This is a genomic window from Pseudooceanicola antarcticus (genome assembly GCF_900215355.1).
Lineage (GTDB): Bacteria > Pseudomonadota > Alphaproteobacteria > Rhodobacterales > Rhodobacteraceae > Pseudooceanicola > Pseudooceanicola antarcticus.
On the sequence record NZ_OBEA01000006.1, the window covers coordinates 25,165 to 41,036 of the forward strand.

General features: G+C 66.2%; 14 protein-coding genes and 1 tRNA gene. 2 read left to right on the forward strand and 13 right to left on the reverse strand.

What is annotated here, in order from left to right:
* Positions 1 to 111 precede the first annotated feature (111 nt).
* Positions 112 to 963 (reverse strand): cation diffusion facilitator family transporter, encoded by an 852-nt coding sequence (locus CRO50_RS14870; protein ID WP_007803328.1) that lies wholly within the window; start codon positions 961 to 963, stop codon positions 112 to 114.
* A 63-nt stretch (positions 964 to 1,026) separates the two neighbouring features.
* On the opposite strand from CRO50_RS14870, the gene CRO50_RS14875 reads away from it, so the two are divergent.
* On the forward strand, positions 1,027 to 1,377 hold the full coding sequence (locus CRO50_RS14875) for an ArsR/SmtB family transcription factor (RefSeq protein WP_097146723.1): 351 nt from the start codon (positions 1,027 to 1,029) through the stop codon (positions 1,375 to 1,377).
* Positions 1,378 to 1,844: 467 nt separating this feature from the next.
* Here CRO50_RS14875 and CRO50_RS14880 read toward each other — a convergent pair.
* Positions 1,845 to 1,930 (reverse strand) — tRNA-Leu (locus CRO50_RS14880).
* Between the two features lie 262 nt (positions 1,931 to 2,192).
* On the opposite strand from CRO50_RS14880, the gene CRO50_RS14885 reads away from it, so the two are divergent.
* Entirely contained in the window at positions 2,193 to 2,708 is a 516-nt protein-coding gene (locus CRO50_RS14885; protein WP_097146724.1) for an isoprenylcysteine carboxylmethyltransferase family protein, read from the forward strand.
* Positions 2,709 to 2,711: 3 nt separating this feature from the next.
* On the opposite strand, the gene CRO50_RS14890 is transcribed toward CRO50_RS14885, so the two are convergent.
* The 11 genes from CRO50_RS14890 to CRO50_RS14940 all read right to left on the reverse strand — a co-directional run bounded on the left by CRO50_RS14890 (position 2,712) and on the right by CRO50_RS14940 (position 15,857).
* The gene (locus CRO50_RS14890; RefSeq protein ID WP_097146725.1) at positions 2,712 to 3,440 is read right to left on the reverse strand and encodes a FadR/GntR family transcriptional regulator; all 729 of its coding nucleotides are present in this window, start codon (positions 3,438 to 3,440) and stop codon (positions 2,712 to 2,714) included.
* Positions 3,437 to 4,429 (reverse strand): galactofuranose ABC transporter, permease protein YjfF, encoded by a 993-nt coding sequence (yjfF, locus tag CRO50_RS14895; protein ID WP_218844990.1) that lies wholly within the window; start codon positions 4,427 to 4,429, stop codon positions 3,437 to 3,439. Before yjfF ends, CRO50_RS14890 begins: the two co-directional genes overlap by 4 nt.
* A complete protein-coding gene (locus CRO50_RS14900) occupies positions 4,426 to 5,481 on the reverse strand; it encodes an ABC transporter permease (RefSeq protein ID WP_097146726.1) in 1,056 nt (351 codons plus the stop codon). Before CRO50_RS14900 ends, yjfF begins: the two co-directional genes overlap by 4 nt.
* Positions 5,481 to 7,001: a sugar ABC transporter ATP-binding protein gene (locus tag CRO50_RS14905; RefSeq protein WP_097146727.1), complete on the reverse strand. Its 1,521-nt coding sequence runs from the start codon at positions 6,999 to 7,001 to the stop codon at positions 5,481 to 5,483. Before CRO50_RS14905 ends, CRO50_RS14900 begins: the two co-directional genes overlap by 1 nt.
* A gap of 110 nt (positions 7,002 to 7,111) precedes the next feature.
* Positions 7,112 to 8,065 carry a galactofuranose ABC transporter, galactofuranose-binding protein YtfQ gene (gene ytfQ, locus CRO50_RS14910; RefSeq protein WP_097146728.1) on the reverse strand — a complete coding sequence of 318 codons (954 nt, stop codon included), beginning with the start codon at positions 8,063 to 8,065 and terminating at the stop codon, positions 7,112 to 7,114.
* 360 nt (positions 8,066 to 8,425) lie between these two features.
* On the reverse strand, positions 8,426 to 9,367 hold the full coding sequence (locus CRO50_RS14915) for an ABC transporter permease (protein WP_097146729.1): 942 nt from the start codon (positions 9,365 to 9,367) through the stop codon (positions 8,426 to 8,428).
* Positions 9,364 to 10,416: an ABC transporter permease gene (locus tag CRO50_RS14920; protein ID WP_097146730.1), complete on the reverse strand. Its 1,053-nt coding sequence runs from the start codon at positions 10,414 to 10,416 to the stop codon at positions 9,364 to 9,366. Before CRO50_RS14920 ends, CRO50_RS14915 begins: the two co-directional genes overlap by 4 nt.
* A complete protein-coding gene (locus CRO50_RS14925) occupies positions 10,406 to 11,941 on the reverse strand; it encodes an ABC transporter ATP-binding protein (protein WP_097146731.1) in 1,536 nt (511 codons plus the stop codon). The genes CRO50_RS14920 and CRO50_RS14925 overlap by 11 nt, the downstream gene beginning before the upstream one ends.
* Complete coding sequence (locus tag CRO50_RS14930) at positions 11,938 to 13,314, reverse strand: amidase (protein WP_232617798.1); 1,377 nt, start codon at positions 13,312 to 13,314, stop codon at positions 11,938 to 11,940. Before CRO50_RS14930 ends, CRO50_RS14925 begins: the two co-directional genes overlap by 4 nt.
* A gap of 80 nt (positions 13,315 to 13,394) precedes the next feature.
* Positions 13,395 to 14,387, reverse strand: coding sequence for a BMP family protein (locus CRO50_RS14935; protein WP_097146733.1), 993 nt, complete (start codon positions 14,385 to 14,387; stop codon positions 13,395 to 13,397).
* A 177-nt stretch (positions 14,388 to 14,564) separates the two neighbouring features.
* Entirely contained in the window at positions 14,565 to 15,857 is a 1,293-nt protein-coding gene (locus CRO50_RS14940; RefSeq protein WP_097146734.1) for an amidohydrolase family protein, read from the reverse strand.
* Positions 15,858 to 15,872 lie beyond the last annotated feature (15 nt).

The following is a 15,872-nucleotide window of genomic DNA, read 5'->3' on the forward strand; positions in this document are numbered from 1 at the left end:
TGGCCGTCATTCATGCGAAGGGAGGCGAACGGCAGGTCTGAGCCCAGACTCACCGATGCTGCGGGGCGCGCGAATGTCGGCTTTCGTCCGGCGCGTCGCACCATGATGGAGTTAGTCAGCTTCCACCAAGTCACTCCGGGCATCGCGGATGATCATCCACGACGAATGCAGGAAAAGCCCCGCGATCGCGAACGCGACGATCAGGTCGGGCCATGCACTGCCAAGCCACGCGACCAGCCCGGCGGCGATGACCACGGCGAGGTTGCCGATGGCGTCGTTGCGAGAGAACAGCCAGACGGCTCGCATATTGGCATCACCCTTGCGGTGCTTTAGCAGCGGCAGCACCGCGAGGATGTTTACGATCAGCGCACCTACCGCGAAGGCTCCCATCAACCCGGCTTCTGGCGTGGTCTGGTTGAGGACACGCCAGAGCGTGCTGCCGACAACGCCAAGGCCCAGAAGGCCCAGAAACACGCCTTGGATCATCGCCGACCGCGCCCGCCATGTCAGGCTCCAGCCGATGGCGAGCAGGCCCAGAAACGTGATCGCACCATCGCCCAGAAAATCGAGCGCGTCTGCCTTCAGCGCCTGCGAACCGGACAAGAACCCGCCGAACATTTCGACCACGCCGTATCCGAGATTGAGCGCGACCACGATCCAGAGCGCGCGGCGATAGCTCGGGTCCTTGTAGGCCGGATCGGACGATGTATCGCCGTCCTCGATCTTCTCGAAACCGTAGCCGGTCGCGTCGAGCGCGGGCCGCACTTTCGGCAGATCGCCGTCCGCGATCCGCAATGTCATGATGTGGGTGGCGGCGGACACCTTCACGTCGCCTTCGGCCACGCCCGCAGACCGGGCCGCGCGCTCGATCTCGGCGGCATCTTTCGCGCAGTCCATGCCTTGCACCCGCATTCGGATCGGGGAGGAGGCTGTCGCCAACTTGCTGTTATCGGGCTGGCTCATGTGCGATCCTTTTTGTGGTGGCGGGCGAAAAGGTACGCTGCTAACGTATCAGTGGATAATGATATGACAGCGCAAAACATTCAAGACGATCTTTCGGCACCCGATACACTGGATCTGCGGGCAAAGCTCTTCCGGGGCCTAAGCGATCCCAGCCGTCTGACGATCCTCGATGCGCTGGTGTCGGACGAACGCAACGTGCAGGAAATCGTCGGGCATACGGGTTTGGGTCAGCCCAACGTCTCGAACCATCTGCGCTGTCTGCTGGAATGCGGGCTGGTCAGTCGCCGCAGCAAAGGCCGCTTCGTTCGGTATCGTCTGGCGGACAGGCGGGTCGCCGATCTCATCCGTGATGCAGATCAGCTACTTGCCTCGACAGCCAACGGAGTTGATGCCTGCCAAAGCTATACGGACTAACCGGCGCGACCTGCTGCAATGTCCTATCGGTGCGCCAAACCTGAAGCAGCCATCTGCGCATCCGCAGCGAATGCACCCTTTGTCCCGCTGAGGAGACCTTGCTCCAACTCGCAGCGAAGATCCGGTTCCCGCCCTTTCTTTCCGGACCTGGAGAGATGCTGCGCCCGGAAGGAATGTCGCGGAAGGGCTGACTCCGGTCATTCGCTGCACCATGCACTAGCGTCCGCTTTGAGCTGACCTACGACCGAATCGACATCTGCTTTGAGCGCCCGTCCGCAGTTTGCCGACCATCTGCGAAACTCCCAGGCCATGGCACGGGTGCCATTTTCCCACTGCGGTGATCCCCTGGGACGGCCCCAAAACAGCGAGCCGCCGCCACCCGGCTTGGCCCAAAAGTGTCCCACGCCCAAAATCCGTGGGACAAATTTGGGAATTTATTGTTTCTTTTCAAAGGCCGTTCAGGGAAGTGGTGCCCCGCCCCGGACTCGAACCGGGACGACCGTTAAGCCGTCGGATTTTGAATCCGATGCGTCTACCATTCCGCCAGCGGGGCAACGCGAAAATTCCTACTGGCAAGTCGGGACATCGTCAATCTGCTGATTGGCCCTGTCCGCGCGCAGGGCACGGCCGAGGCGCTTCGAGACAGCCGACACGCCCTGCCCTGGCAGCGCCCTGGACCTAGGGCCACGACACATAGGGTTGAGCGCCTTGAAAAAGCGGCACTTTCCGGCTGAAAGAGCATCAAATCTCTCGACCGAAGCCCACGAGAGGATTAGTCAGTTGGCCAAAGTCTTTTCAATATTCCCGGTCGTGTCATGTTCCTTATCTATTTCCTTGTCATCGCCGCCGTGCTGCGGATCGGCAGCCTGATCATCTCGATGCGCAACGAGGCCCGGCTGCGCGCCGGTGGCGGGGTCGAGCACCATGCCGGCACCACCCGGCTGCTGGCCATCGCCCATGTGGCCTTCTACGTGCTGGCCTTCGTCGAGGGGATCTCGCGGCATCCGGCTCTGGACTGGGTCTCGCTTGCCGGGCTGGTGATCTACGCCGGCGCCATGCTGGCGCTGGTCTGGGTGATCTGCCAGCTGGGCCAGCTCTGGACGGTGAAGCTGATGATCGCCAAGGACCACGAGCTGGTCACCGGCTCGCTCTTTGCCCGGCTGCGCCATCCCAACTACTTCCTGAACATCATCCCCGAGCTCCTGGGCTTTGCACTGGTGATGCATGCCTGGTCGACGCTGGTCATCGGCCTGCCGCTCTATGCCATCATCCTGCGGCGCCGGATCTCCCAGGAAGAGCGTATCATGCGGGCGCATTTCGCAGGCTACTAGGGCCTATTCCGCCGGGGTGGCCGAGGTCCTCTCGCGCCCGTCGCGGATCACCTTTCGCATCGCCTCTTCGGCCAGCTCCGGCAGGCCGCTGGCGATGGCGCGGGCGATGGCACGGTGATTGCCGGCCACATCGGCGCGGGTGGTGGGGAAGTTCTCTTCCTTTTCCATCAGGAAGAGCGAGTAGAGCGCGGTCTGCACCATGTCGCCGAGCGAGCGCAGGAAGCGGTTGCCCGAGATGCGCAGCACCTGCTTGTGGAACTCGTAGTCCGCCACGGCGAAATCGGCGCGGCTCTTGGCGGCTTCCATCTCGTCGCAGAGGGCAAAGAGCTGATCGCATTCCAGCTGGTTGGCCTGGCGCGCGGCGCGGGCGGCGGCGGCGGGCTCGAAGATCAGGCGGATCTCGAAGAGCTCGTCGTAGAAGCGCCCCGGAGACTTCACCGCCGAGTGCCAGCGCAGCACGTCCTCGTCGAACATGTTCCAGTCGTCGGGGTGGCGCACATGGGTGCCCACCTTGGCCTTCGACTGGATCAGCCCCTTGGCCGCCAGGGTCTTCTTGGCCTCGCGCACCACGGTGCGCGAGACGTCGAACATTTCACAAAGGTCGGGATCGAGCGGGATCATCGTCTCGGCCGGGTATTCCCCCGCCACCACCGCGCGCCCGAGCTGCTCGACCACGAAGCTGGTATGGTTCGAGGTCCGCGCCCGCCGGGCGTCGGCCGAGACGACTGTCATGACGGCGTGGCGGAGCCAGTCCGAACTCTCTTTCGGCTTGTCGTGGCCCAAGTCAGTCCCTTTTGCAGCAGGATGAATGCAAAGAGCAGAGCTCCGATGACAATCTTAGTCCACCAGCTCGACAATGTCCCGTCGAAGACGATGTACGTCTGGATCAGACCCATGATCAGGATACCAAAGAAGGTGCCCGCAACGAAGCCGTATCCGCCGGACAGAAGCGTGCCGCCGATGACCACCGCCGCGATGGCGTCCAGCTCGACCCCCACGGTGGCCAGCGAGTAGCCCGCCGAGGTGTAGAGCGAGAAGACGATCCCCGAGAGCCCGGCCAGCCCGCCCGAAATGGCGTAGATCGACACGGTGGTGCGTGCCAGCGGCACCCCCATCAGGCGCGAGGTGGCGACGCCGCCGCCCAAGGCATAGACGTTCTGGCCCAGCTTGGTGCGGTGCAGCACCAGGGCGCCGGCGATGAAGGCCAGCAGCATGATGGCGCCGATCAGGCGGAAGCGGCCTCCGCCCGGTGCCTTGTAGTAGATCGACTGCAGGAAGTCGTAGAACTCATGCTCGATCGGCACGCTGTCGGTGGACAGCACGTAGGCCGCGCCACGGGCGAAGAACATGCCGGCCAGGGTGACGATGAAGGGCGGCATCTCCAGGTAGTGGATCACCGCCCCCATGGCCGCGCCGAAGGCGGTGGTCAGCACCAGCACCATGGCGAAGGCGGTCAGCGGATGGATCGAGGTATCGCGCAGCACCACGGCCAGGAAGACCCCGGTGAAGGCGATGACCGAGCCGACCGAGAGGTCGATACCGCCCGACAAGATGACGAAGGTCATCCCGACCGCGACGATGCCCAGGAAGGCGTTGTCGGTCAGCAGGTTGGCGACGACACGGGTCGAGAACATCGCCGGGTATTGCGCCGTGCAAAGCGCATAGGCCAGCACGAAGGTCAGCAGGGTGACCAGCAGCGGCAGATGGGTCGAGCGGATCACTGGGCATCCTCCTTGGGCGTCAGTACGGGCCGCGAAGAGCTCTTCTCGGGTTGGACATGCAGGCTCGAGGCCCGCAGCATGTAGATCAGGTGGCCGACCTTGGGCGACTGGATGACCAGGATCGCCAGGATCAGCACCGACTTGATGATCAGGTTGAACTCGGGCGGCATGCCCGAGAGCAGGATCAGCGAGTTGACCGACTGGATGATCAGCGCGCCCAGGAGCGAGGCGAGGATCGAGAACCGCCCGCCCAGCAGGGAGTTGCCGCCGATGACCACGGCGAGGATGGCGTCAAGCTCCAGCCAGAGGCCTGCGTTGTTGGCATCCGCCCCCTTGATGTCGGCGGCGACGATGACACCAGCCAGCGCGGCGCAGAAGCCGGTCATGGCGTAGACGCAGATCAGCAGCACGCGGGAGTTGATGCCCGCCAGCCGCGACGAGGCCTCGTTGATGCCGATGGCCTCGATCAGCATGCCGAGGGCCGTGCGGCGCACCGCGAAGATGGCCCCTGCCCCGAGCGCGATCCAGATCAGGATCGGGGTCGGGATGCCGACGATGGTGCCTGCGCCGAGGCGGATCAGGCCGGGGTCGATGAAGGTCAGGATGGTGCCCTCGGTGATCAGCTGCGCGATCCCGCGACCGGCCACCATCAGCACCAGCGTGGCGACGATGGGCTGGATGCGCAGCACCGCCACCAGGAAGCCGTTCCACAGCCCGCAGAGCGAACCGACGGCCAGGGCGCCGATGAGCGCGGTGGTCCAGTGGTGCCCCTCGCTGACCAGCGAGGCGGCGGTGGCGCCCGCGATGGCCATGACCGCACCGACCGAGAGGTCGATGCCGCGCGTGGCGATGACCAGGGTCATGCCGATGCACAGCAGCGCCACCGGCGCGCCGCGATTCAGCACGTCGATCAGGTTGCCGAAGACTCGGCCGTTGTGGATCTCGATGTTCAGGAAGCCGGGAAAGACCGCGACATTGAAGGCAAGCACGACGCCGAGGATGATCAGCTGCGGCAGGATGCGCTTGAAGACGGACGGGGTGGTGGCGGACATCAGGCTGTTGCCTCCTTGGCGGGCTCTTCGGCGGCGATGGCGCGGATGATGTTGGACGGGGTGATCTGGTCTCCGGTCAGCTCGCCGACCTGGCGGCGATCCCGCAGCACCACCACGCGGGTGGAATAGGCCACGAGCTCTTCCATCTCCGACGAGGCGACCAGCAGCGCCATGCCCTCTTCGCGCAGCCGCTCGATCAGGGCGATGATTTCGGCATGGGCGCCGACGTCGATGCCTCGGGTGGGTTCATCGAGGATCAGCAGGTCGGGTTGCGTCGCCAGCCAGCGCGCCAGCAGCGCCTTTTGCTGGTTGCCGCCCGAGAGCAGCCGGATGGGCATGTCGAGACTGGCCAGACGGATATCCAGCGCACGCACGTAGTGCTCGGCGATCTCGTTGACGCGGGCGCGGGGCAACGGCCTGATCCAGCCCTGCCGGGCCTGCAGCGCCAGGATGATATTGTCGCGCACCGACAGGTCGCCGACGATCCCTTCCGTCTTGCGATCCTCGGGACAGAGGGCGAAACGATGGGTGATCGCATCACGCGGGCGATTGATGCGGATCTCCCGCCCCCGCTTCGAGATCTTCCCCTGATCGCCCTGCACCGCACCGAAGACAAGGTTCGCCGTCTCGGTCCGGCCCGAGCCCAGAAGGCCCGCAAGGCCCACGACCTCTCCCTCGTGCAGGGTCAGGTTGAAGGGTTCGACCATGCCGCGCTTGCCCAGGTCCTCGATCTCGACCAGCACCTCGCCGGCATGACCGCCCTTGCGCTCCTGCACCTTCTCTTCCAACTGGCGGCCCAGCATCAGGGTGACGATGTCATTGGAGCTGACCTTGCGCAGGTCACGCTCGCCCACCACCTGGCCGTTGCGCAGCACGGTGGCGCGGTCCGAAATCTCGAAGACCTGGTCGAGGAAGTGGGTGATGAAGACCACCGCCAGCCCGCGCTCCTTCAGCTTGCGGATGACAGAGAAGACCAGTTGCACCTCCTCGCGGTCGAGCGAGGCGGTCGGCTCGTCCAGGATCAGCACCTTGCCCGACATCTCGACGGCGCGGGCGATGGCGATGACCTGTTGCACTGCAACGGAATAAGAGGTCAGCGGCTCGGCCGGGTCGATGTCCAGGCCATAGTCCAGCAGCACGTCGCGGGCGGCGCGGTTCATCGCGCGCCGGCGCAGCAGGCCGCCGCGGGTGATCTGGCGACCGAGGAAGAGGTTCTCTGCCACGGTCATGTTCGGCAGCAGGTTGACCTCCTGGTAGACCGTGCCGATGCCGAGCGCCTGGCTTTCATTGGTCGAGGCCGGGTCGACTTCGACGCCCTCCAGCTCGATCTTGCCGCCATCGCGGCGATAGGCGCCGGTGAGGCATTTGATCAGCGTGGACTTGCCCGCGCCGTTTTCGCCCAGAAGCGCGTGAACCTCGCCGGGGAGCAGCTTCAGCTCGACCTCGTCCAGGGCCACGGCGCCGGGAAAGAATTTGGAAATCCCGCTGGCATGAAGCAGCGGGCGGATATCATCTGGCATTTCGTCAACTCGTGTTGGGCCGCCCGAGGGTGAAAAAGCTGCCCGACATCATGACCTGCCGGGCAGCTACCGTCAGGTCCCGGAGCCCTTCCTCCGGGACCCGCCGGGGATCAGTAGCCCAGATCCTTTTTCATCTCGTAGACTGCCTGGTTGTCGTCATCGGCAGTATAGAGCTTGCTTTCGGTCTGAATCCACTTCGGCGGCATGGTGCCATCGGCGAAGTAGGCTTCCAGGGCGTCCAGGGCCGGGCCCGCCATGTTCGGCGTCAGCTCGATCGTGGCGTTCATCTCGCCCTGGGCAATGGCCAGGTGCGCATCCGGCACGGCGTCGATGGCGACGATCAGGATGTCCTCACCGGGGTTCAGACCGGCTTCCTTGATCGCCTGGATCGCACCGACGGCCATGTCGTCGTTATGGGCATAGAGCGCGCAGATGTTCTCTCCGCCCTCGGCCTTCAGGAAGCTCTCCATGACGACCTTGCCTTGGGACCGGGTGAAATCGCCGGTCTGGCTGCGGACGATTTCAAGGTTGTCGTGGCCGCTGATGGCGTTCTCGAAACCGGTCTTGCGGTCGATGGCCGGCGACGAGCCGGTTGTGCCCTGAAGCTCGACGATGCGGCAGTCCTCCCCAGCCACCTCATCGACCAGCCACTGACCGGCAACGCTGCCCTCGTGAACGAGGTCAGAGGTGACGGCGGTCAGGTACAGGTCATCTGCGGCATCGACCGTCCGGTCGAGCAGCACGACGGGGATCTCGGCATCCTGGGCTTCTTCCAGGACCTGGTCCCAGCCGGTAGCGACGACCGGAGCCAGCAGGATCGCGTCAACGCCCTGGGCGATGAAGCTGCGCAGGGCCTTGATCTGGTTTTCCTGCTTCTGCTGGGCATCGGCGAATTTCAGGTCGATGCCACGGGATTCCGCTTCCTGCTTGGTGACCGTGGTCTCGGCAGCACGCCAGCCGGATTCCGATCCGATCTGGGAAAAGCCGATGGTCATGTCAGCCGCCATCCCGGCGACAGGCAAAAGCGATACGGCGCTCGCAAGGAGCGTGGTTCTAAGTTTCATGATTTCCTCCCTTCGAACAAAGCATGTTCGTGAAAATCATTAAGTATGACTTATTTGATTCTGTAAAGCCGTAAGTTAATCACGCGATTTCAGATACTTAGAAATTCACGCCCGCGTGAGGACTCGGGGAGGAGCCCGCTTTCTGCGCCGCAGAAACGGTGGAATCGGGCCCGGAAACGAGCCGCGATTGACGCCGGTCAGCGTCGCCACTCTAGAGGGTGAGAGGGGGTGAGCAAAGCCAGACTTGGGTCGCAGCGCTGCCCCGATGCCTGCCCGGATGACTGGCGCTGGTGTCTGGCCGGGCCAGCCTGGGTCCCTGACGCGGCGCCGGGACAGGCGCCGCGGGGCTTGGTTGGGGACCTAGCGCTCGCCCCGCCGGTATGGCTGCATCAGCGCCTGGGGCACCCGCGCCCGGCGCGCCATGAGGATCAGCGCCAGGATCGACAGCAGGTAGGGCAGCATCAGGAAGAGCTGGTAGGGCACCCCATCAACCACCGTCTGCAGCCGCAGCTGGAAGGCGTCGAAGAAGGCGAAGAGCAGCGCGCCCAGAAGCGCCCGCGCGGGCTTCCACGAGGCAAAGACCACCAGCGCAACGCAGATCCAGCCCCGGCCCTGCACCATGGTCGGGAAGAAGCTGTTGAAGGCCGCCAGCGTCAGGAAGGCTCCGCCCATGGCCATCAGTGCCGAGCCGCCCATGATCGCGCCGATACGCAGCAGGATCGGGTCGATGCCCTGGGCGTCGGCGGCATGGGGGTTCTCTCCGGTCATCCGCAGGGCCAGGCCAAGCGGCGTTCGGTAAAGCCCCCAGGCCAGCAGCACCACCAGCGCGAGCGCCAGGTAGGTGGGCGGGGTCTGGCTGAAGAGCACCTGCCCCACGAAGGGGATATCCGACAGGCCGGGGATCTCGATCGGCCGGAAGGGCTCGACCGTGGGCGGGGACGAGGCCGTCGGCACCGCCAGGCGGAAGATGTAATAGGACAGGCTCGAGGCGAAGAGCGTGATGCCCAGACCGGTGACATGCTGGCTGAGGCCAAGCGGCACCGTCATCAGCGCATGCAGCAGGCCGAAGAGCGCCCCGGCGGCGGCGGCGGCCAGCATGCCGGTCCAGAGGTCTCCGCCAGAGTAGACCGTCAGCCAGCCGACCATGGCGCCGAAGGTCATGATGCCCTCGATGCCGAGGTTCAGCACGCCGACCCGTTCGCAAAGCAGCACGCCGAGGGTACCGAAGATCAGCGGCGTGGCGATGCGCAGCACCGCTTCCCACATGCCGATGGAAGAGAGGATATCGAGAAGAGTGCTCATTTGCGGATCCTGTACTGGGTCAGGAAGATCGCCACCAACATGGTCAGCAGCGACAGGGCGACGGTGACATCGGCGATATAGCTGGGGATGCCCAGGGCGCGCGACATGCTGTCGGCGCCGACGAACATCACCGCCGAGAAGAGCGCGGCGGCGATCACGCCGAGGGCCGAGAGATTGGCCAGCATGGCGATGATGATGCCCGAGTAGCCATAGTTCGGCGAGAGATCGGTGCTGACGTAGCCCTTCACCCCCATGACCTCGATGGCGCCGGCAAGACCCGCCATCCCGCCCGAGAGGCAGGCCACCATGATCAGCGTCCGGCCAAGCGGCACACCGGCGAAAGAGGCGGCGCGCGGGTTCAGACCGGCGGCGCGGGCGCGCATGCCGAAGACCGTGCGCGACTGGATCCACCAGACCGTCACCGCCATCACGACGGCGATGACGAGACCGGCGTGCAGGCGGGTGCGCTCTAGCAGCTTCGGCAGCAAGGCGCTGTCGGGCACCGGCACCGATTGCGGCCAGCCGAAGGCCAGCGGGTCCTTCATCGGTCCCTCGATCATCAGCGAGACGAAGAGCACGGCGACGAAGTTGAGAAGCAGCGTGGTGACCACCTCGTCGACGCCGAATTTCAGCCGCAGACCGAGTGGCAGCAGCAGCAGCACCATCCCCGCCACGGCCCCGGCGATGAGGCAGAACAGGATGGCCAGCGGCGCGGGCAGAGCGGCGATCGCCGGGATCATGCCGAAGGCCGCCACGGCCAGGGCGCCCATGTAGAACTGCCCCTCGCCGCCGATGTTCCAGAGCCGCGCGCGGAAGGCCACGGCGGCGGCCAGGCCCGTCAGGATCAGCGGTGTCGCCCGTGTCAGCATCTCCGAGAAGCCAAGGCGCGATCCAAGCGCGCCCTTCAGGATCAGCCGGTAGGCCTCAAGCGGGTTGGCGCCCGCGATGGCAATCAGCACGCCTGCGCCCAGAAGCGCGGCCAGGATCGCCACCAGCGGCGCGGCCAGGGTCAACCCGCGGGAGGGGTGGTCTCGTCTCTCAAAGCGCATTGTCGCCCTCGATCTTCTCGGCGGCGGACCAGTCGCCCGCCATCATCAGCCCCAGAAGCTGGGAATTGGCCTTCTCGGCCGGGATCGCGGGCGACAGCCGCCCGTTCACGATGGCGCAGATCCGATCCGACAGCGCCATGACCTCGTCCAGGTCCTCAGAGATCAGCAGCACGCCAGCCCCCCGGCCACGGGCCTCGAGGAGGCGCTCATGAACGCCCGCGATGGCGCCCTCGTCCAGCCCCCGGCTGGGCTGCGCCGCCACCAGGATCTTCGGCCCCGCGTTCAGCACCCGGCCCAGGATCAGCTTTTGCATGTTGCCCCCAGACAAGAGCCGGATACGGCCGTCTATGCTGGCGCCCCTCACGTCGTAGGTGTCTATGATAGCTTGCGTTTCCGCCCGCGCCGCGCCCCGTTTCACCACGCCGCCCTTCGAGAATTCGGGCGACCAGATCCGCTCCAGCACCGCGTTTTCCCAGGTCGCCATGTCGCCGATGGAGCCTTCCGCATTGCGATCCTCGGGGATGCGTCCGATGCCCGAAGCGATGGCATGGGGCACGTCGAAGCGGGTCACCTCCTGCCCCTCGACCAGCAGCGCGCCGGCGTCCGGGGCATGCAGGCCCGAGACCACGCCTGCCAGCGTCGTCTGGCCGTTGCCCGACACGCCGATCACGCCCAGGGTCTCATTGGCATGCAGGCGGAAGTTGACGGATTTCAGCGAGGCCCCGCCGCGCCCGCCGAGGCTGAGATCGACAGCCTCAAGCAGCACCGCACCGGGCGTCGCCGGGGGCCGCTCGGGACGTTTCACGGCACGGCCCACCATCAGCTCGGCCAGTTCCTCTTTCGAGGTCTCGGCCGTCCGCCGTTCGGCCACTACCTTGCCGCGCCGCAAGACCACGACCCGGTCCGAGGCCGACATGACCTCTCCTAGCTTGTGAGAGATGAAGATCAGCGAAAGCCCCTTGGCGGCCATGTCCTTCAGCGTGGCAAAGAGGCCCTCGGCCTCTTGCGCAGTCAGCACCGCCGTGGGTTCATCGAGGATCAGGATGCGGGCGTCATTGTAGAGCGCCTTCAGGATCTCGACCCGCTGGCATTCACCGACGGAGAGATCCGAGACGCGGGCGTCCGGATCGACCTTCAGGCCAAAGCGTTCGGACAGCTCGACCAGGCGCTTGCGCCCCGCACGCCGGTCCGAGCGCAGCTTCCACAGGCTCTCGGTTCCCGTCATCACGTTGTCGAGCACCGTCAGGTTCGGGGCCAGCGCGAAATGCTGATGCACCATGCCGACGCCCGCCTTGATCGCGGCACGGGACTTGCCGGGCGGCAGCTCGGCCCCCTCGACCTTCACCGTGCCCTCATCGGCAGTGTAATGGCCGAAGAGGATCGACATCAGCGTCGTCTTCCCGGCGCCGTTTTCCCCCAGCAGGGCAACGATTTCGCCACGGTCGAGATGCAGCGAGACATCCTCGTTCGCGGTGACGGCGCCGAAGCGCTTGGTGATCCCGTCAAGTTCAAGGACGCGGGTCATGCTTGGCCTCCGAAGAGTGGAATGGGGTGGGTCCAGCGGTGCTCGGCCTCAAGGGCCGCACCAAGCGTCAGCAGGCGCAGATCGCCGCCCATGGGCGCGATGAGCTGGACGGGAAGCGGCAGCCCCTCATGGGCACCGAAAGGCAGCGTCAGCGCCGGGGCGCCGGTGATGTTGGCCAGGGCCGCATAGGGCGCGAGCGCGTCCATGCGGGCCAGCTGGGTCTCGGGCTCGGCGTGGTCCGTGGGGAAGCTGCCGAGCGGCGGCGGCGCGGTCGAGAGCATGGGGGTCAGCAGCACGTCGCAGCTCTCGAAGATCTGCCAGAGCGCATGGGCCGCCCCTGCCCCGGCCTCGGTCGCCTGCCACAGGTCCACGGCGGCAAGCGCCGCGCCGCGTTCCGCGAAGGCGCGGGTCAGCGGCTCGAACTGCGCGGGGTCCAGACCGGCGTGAACCAGCGTGGCCAGGTTGGCCGAGACGATGCGATCGAAGGCGCGGGCGCAGGTCTTGCGGAGAGGCGCCAGCGCCTGCGCGTCGATCTGGACGATACGATGACCGAGGGTCTCAAGCACCCGCGCGGCGGCCTCGACGGCCTCGGCCCGCTCGGGCGCGATCTTTGCATCGCCGGTGACGAGGCCGATGGTAAAAGCTCCCTCGGCAGGCAGCTGCGCCGGGTCCGGGAAAGGTCCGCGCGCATGTCCCGTCAGGCAGGGCCAGAGCGCCTGCGCATCGCGGATGCTGCGGGTCACGGCGAACTCGGTGGCGATGCCGCCCAGGTGGTTGCCGAAGCCCGGCCCGCCCGGAATGGCCCCGCGCGAAGGCTTCAGCCCGACCAGCCCGCAGGCCGCCGCGGGCACCCGGATCGAGCCCCCCGCATCCGTCGCATGGGCCAGCGGCACGATCCCCGCCGCCACGGCAGCCGCAGAGCCACCAGACGAGCCGCCCGCAGAGAGCGCGGGGTTCAGGGGATTGCGGCAGATCGGACCGACGGCAGGTTCAGAGGAGAGCGACAGGCCGAACTCCGGCACCGTCGTCGCGCCGAAGGGGCGGAACCCGGCGGCCCGGAAGCGCTGCGCCAGATCGCTGTCGGCTGCGCCCTTCTTGCGCGCCAGCGCGGCGGACCCGGCCCGCATGGGGATACCGGCGAAGGGGCCGCCCAGGTCCTTGACCAGCAGGGGGACCCCCGCGAAGGGGCCGGCCTCGGCCGCTGCAGGTTCGGCCTCGCTCAGCCAGCAGACAGCGCCCAGGTCGGCGCAGGCACGGGCACGGGCACGGGCCTGCGACATGGCTCCGGCGGGCGAGATCGCGCCTGCGGCCAGCGCGGCGGCGAGGCCGGTGGCATCATCAGGCATGGCGAGGGCGGCGGGGCTGTCAGGCACGGGGCGCGGTCCCGAAAGGAGATACAGAAAGTCCCGCCCGATTACCGGGCGGGACAGGATTTCACAAGCGTCAGAGCAGCTTACTCGGGCTCGTCGAAGTTGCGCGGCACCTCGAATTCACCCGCGATGATGGCTTCGCGGGTTTCCAGCATGGCCTTCACGGCCGCCTCGGGCGCAACGCCTTCGACATAGTTGATGTCGTTGCCGCCGTCCTTCATCAGGCTGAGCGGGGTGTAGTTCTTGCCCGTGGGGTTGCCTGCGGTGGCATCGGCCAGCGCGGCATCCAGCAGCGGACGGAAGGACCACAGCGCATTGGCAAAGACGGTCTCGGGGTATCGCGGCGTGTAGTCGATCATCGAACCGATGGCCTTGATGCCTCGCTCCTGCGCCGCGTCGGCGGTGCCGATACGCTCGCCGAAGAGGATATCCGCACCCGAGTCGATCAGCGCCAGGCCAGCTTCGCGGGCCTTGGGCGGATCGAAGAAGGTGCCGATGAAGCTGGTCAGGTGCTTGGCCTCGGGGTTCACCGACTTCACGCCATCGGCGAAGCCGTTGATCAGCATGTTGACCTCGGGGATCGGGATCGCCCCGACCGAGCCGACCACGCCGGTTTCGGTCATGGCGCCGGCCAGCATGCCGGCAAGGTAGGCCGCTTCCCAGTTCCAGGTGCCGAAGACGCCAAAGTTGTCGCCTGCCGCCTCGCCGGAAGAGCCCAGCAGGAAGGAGGTGTCGGGATAGTCGCCCGCCACGGTGCGCGCCTCGCGCTCGACCGCATAGGCTTCGCCGACGATCAGCACGTTGCCGGCTTCGGCATATTCACGCATGGCGCGCGGGTAATCGGTGCCCGAGACGCCTTCCGAGAAGGTGTATTCGATCACGCCTTCCTCGTCGGCTGCGACCATGGCGGCGTGCAGGACCGAGTTCCAGGCGTTTTCGACCGGGCTGGCGTGGATGCCCGCGACCTTCACAGGCGCGCCTTGCGCACGCAGGATCGAGGGGGCGAAGAGGGTCGAGGCGCCAAGCGCGGCGCCGGTGCCAAGCAGGCGGCGGCGGTTGATGAGAAGTTTCGTCACAGGAAGTCTCCCTTGTCGTTCCGGGTTGTCCGGGGTGTTTCGTGGGCCGGTGCGGCCATGCCTCCATGTCGGCTACGCGGGCCGGTGCAAGTCAAGCGCCAGCGCTTTCCATACGCCCGCGCTCCGACACTCCCCCGAGGCTCTGCCCTGTAATTGGGCAAATATCTGACCATCTGGTCAAGTTGCATGTTGCGGCGCGTAGTCGGCGGGGTTGACCGTTCCGGGCCGCCCCGCAAGCGACAGCCGCGAGACCTCGGGCGCGGTCTCCGACACCAGCTTGCCACGGCGCCAGACCTTCAGACGGTTCGGGCGCAGGCGGATCGCCTCGGCGGCGTCGCGGGCCTGCAGCAGCACCAGGTCGGCGTTGCAGCCCTTGGCCAGGCCGTAGCCCTCGAGCCCCATGATCTTCGCGGAGTTGGTCGTAACCATCTGGAAAAGCTGCTTCTTGTCCTCGCCAGAGCCAAGCTGAGTGGCATGCAGCGCCATATGCGCCACGTCCAGCAGATCGCCCGAGCCCATGGAGTACCAAGGATCCAGCACGCAGTCCTGGCCGAAGCCCACGGTGATGCCGGCCTCCAGCAGCTCGGGGATGCGGGTCAGGCCGCGGCGCTTGGGGTAGGTATCGTGGCGGCCCTGCAGCATGATGTTGATCAGCGGATTGGGGATCGCGGCCAGTTCGGCCTCGGCCATCAGCGGGATCAGCTTCGAGACATAGTAATTGTCCATCGAATGCATCGAGGTCAGGTGGCTGCCGGCCACCCTGCCCTGCAAGCCGAAGCGCACGGTCTGCGCGGCCAGGGTCTCGACATGGCGCGACAGCGGGTCGTCGGTCTCGTCGCAATGCATGTCGACGCGCAGGCCCCGGTCGGCGGCGATGCGGCAGAGCGCTTCGACCGAGCGGGCGCCGTCCTCCATGGTACGCTCGAAATGCGGGATGCCGCCGACGATGTCGACGCCCATGTCCAGCGCGCGGACAAGCGCCTCGGCCGCCTCGGGGCAGCGGTAGAAGCCGTCCTGCGGGAAGGCCACCAGTTGCAGGTCAATATAGGGGGCGACGATCTCGCGCACTTCCAGCAGCGCCTCGGCGGTGACAAGGCGGGGGTCCGACACGTCCACATGGCTGCGCACCGCCAGCAGGCCCTTCGAGACCGCCAGGTCACAGTAGCGCACGGCGCGGTCTATCAGTGCCTCCTTGGTCAGCGTCGGCCGCAGCTCGCCCCAGAGGGAGATGCCTTCCAGCAGCGTCCCCGAGATATTCATTCGGGGCAGACCCAGCGACAGGGTCGCGTCCATGTGGAAATGCGGATCGACGAAGGGCGGCGTGATCAGTTGGCCTTCCGCGTCGATCACTTCGCCGGCTTCGGCGGTGATCCCGGGCGCCACCTCGGCGATCTTGCCATCCTTCACGGCGATATCGACACCTGCGGTACCGTCGGGAAGATTGGCGTTGCGGATGAGAAGATCGAACATGGGGCGCTCCTGAAT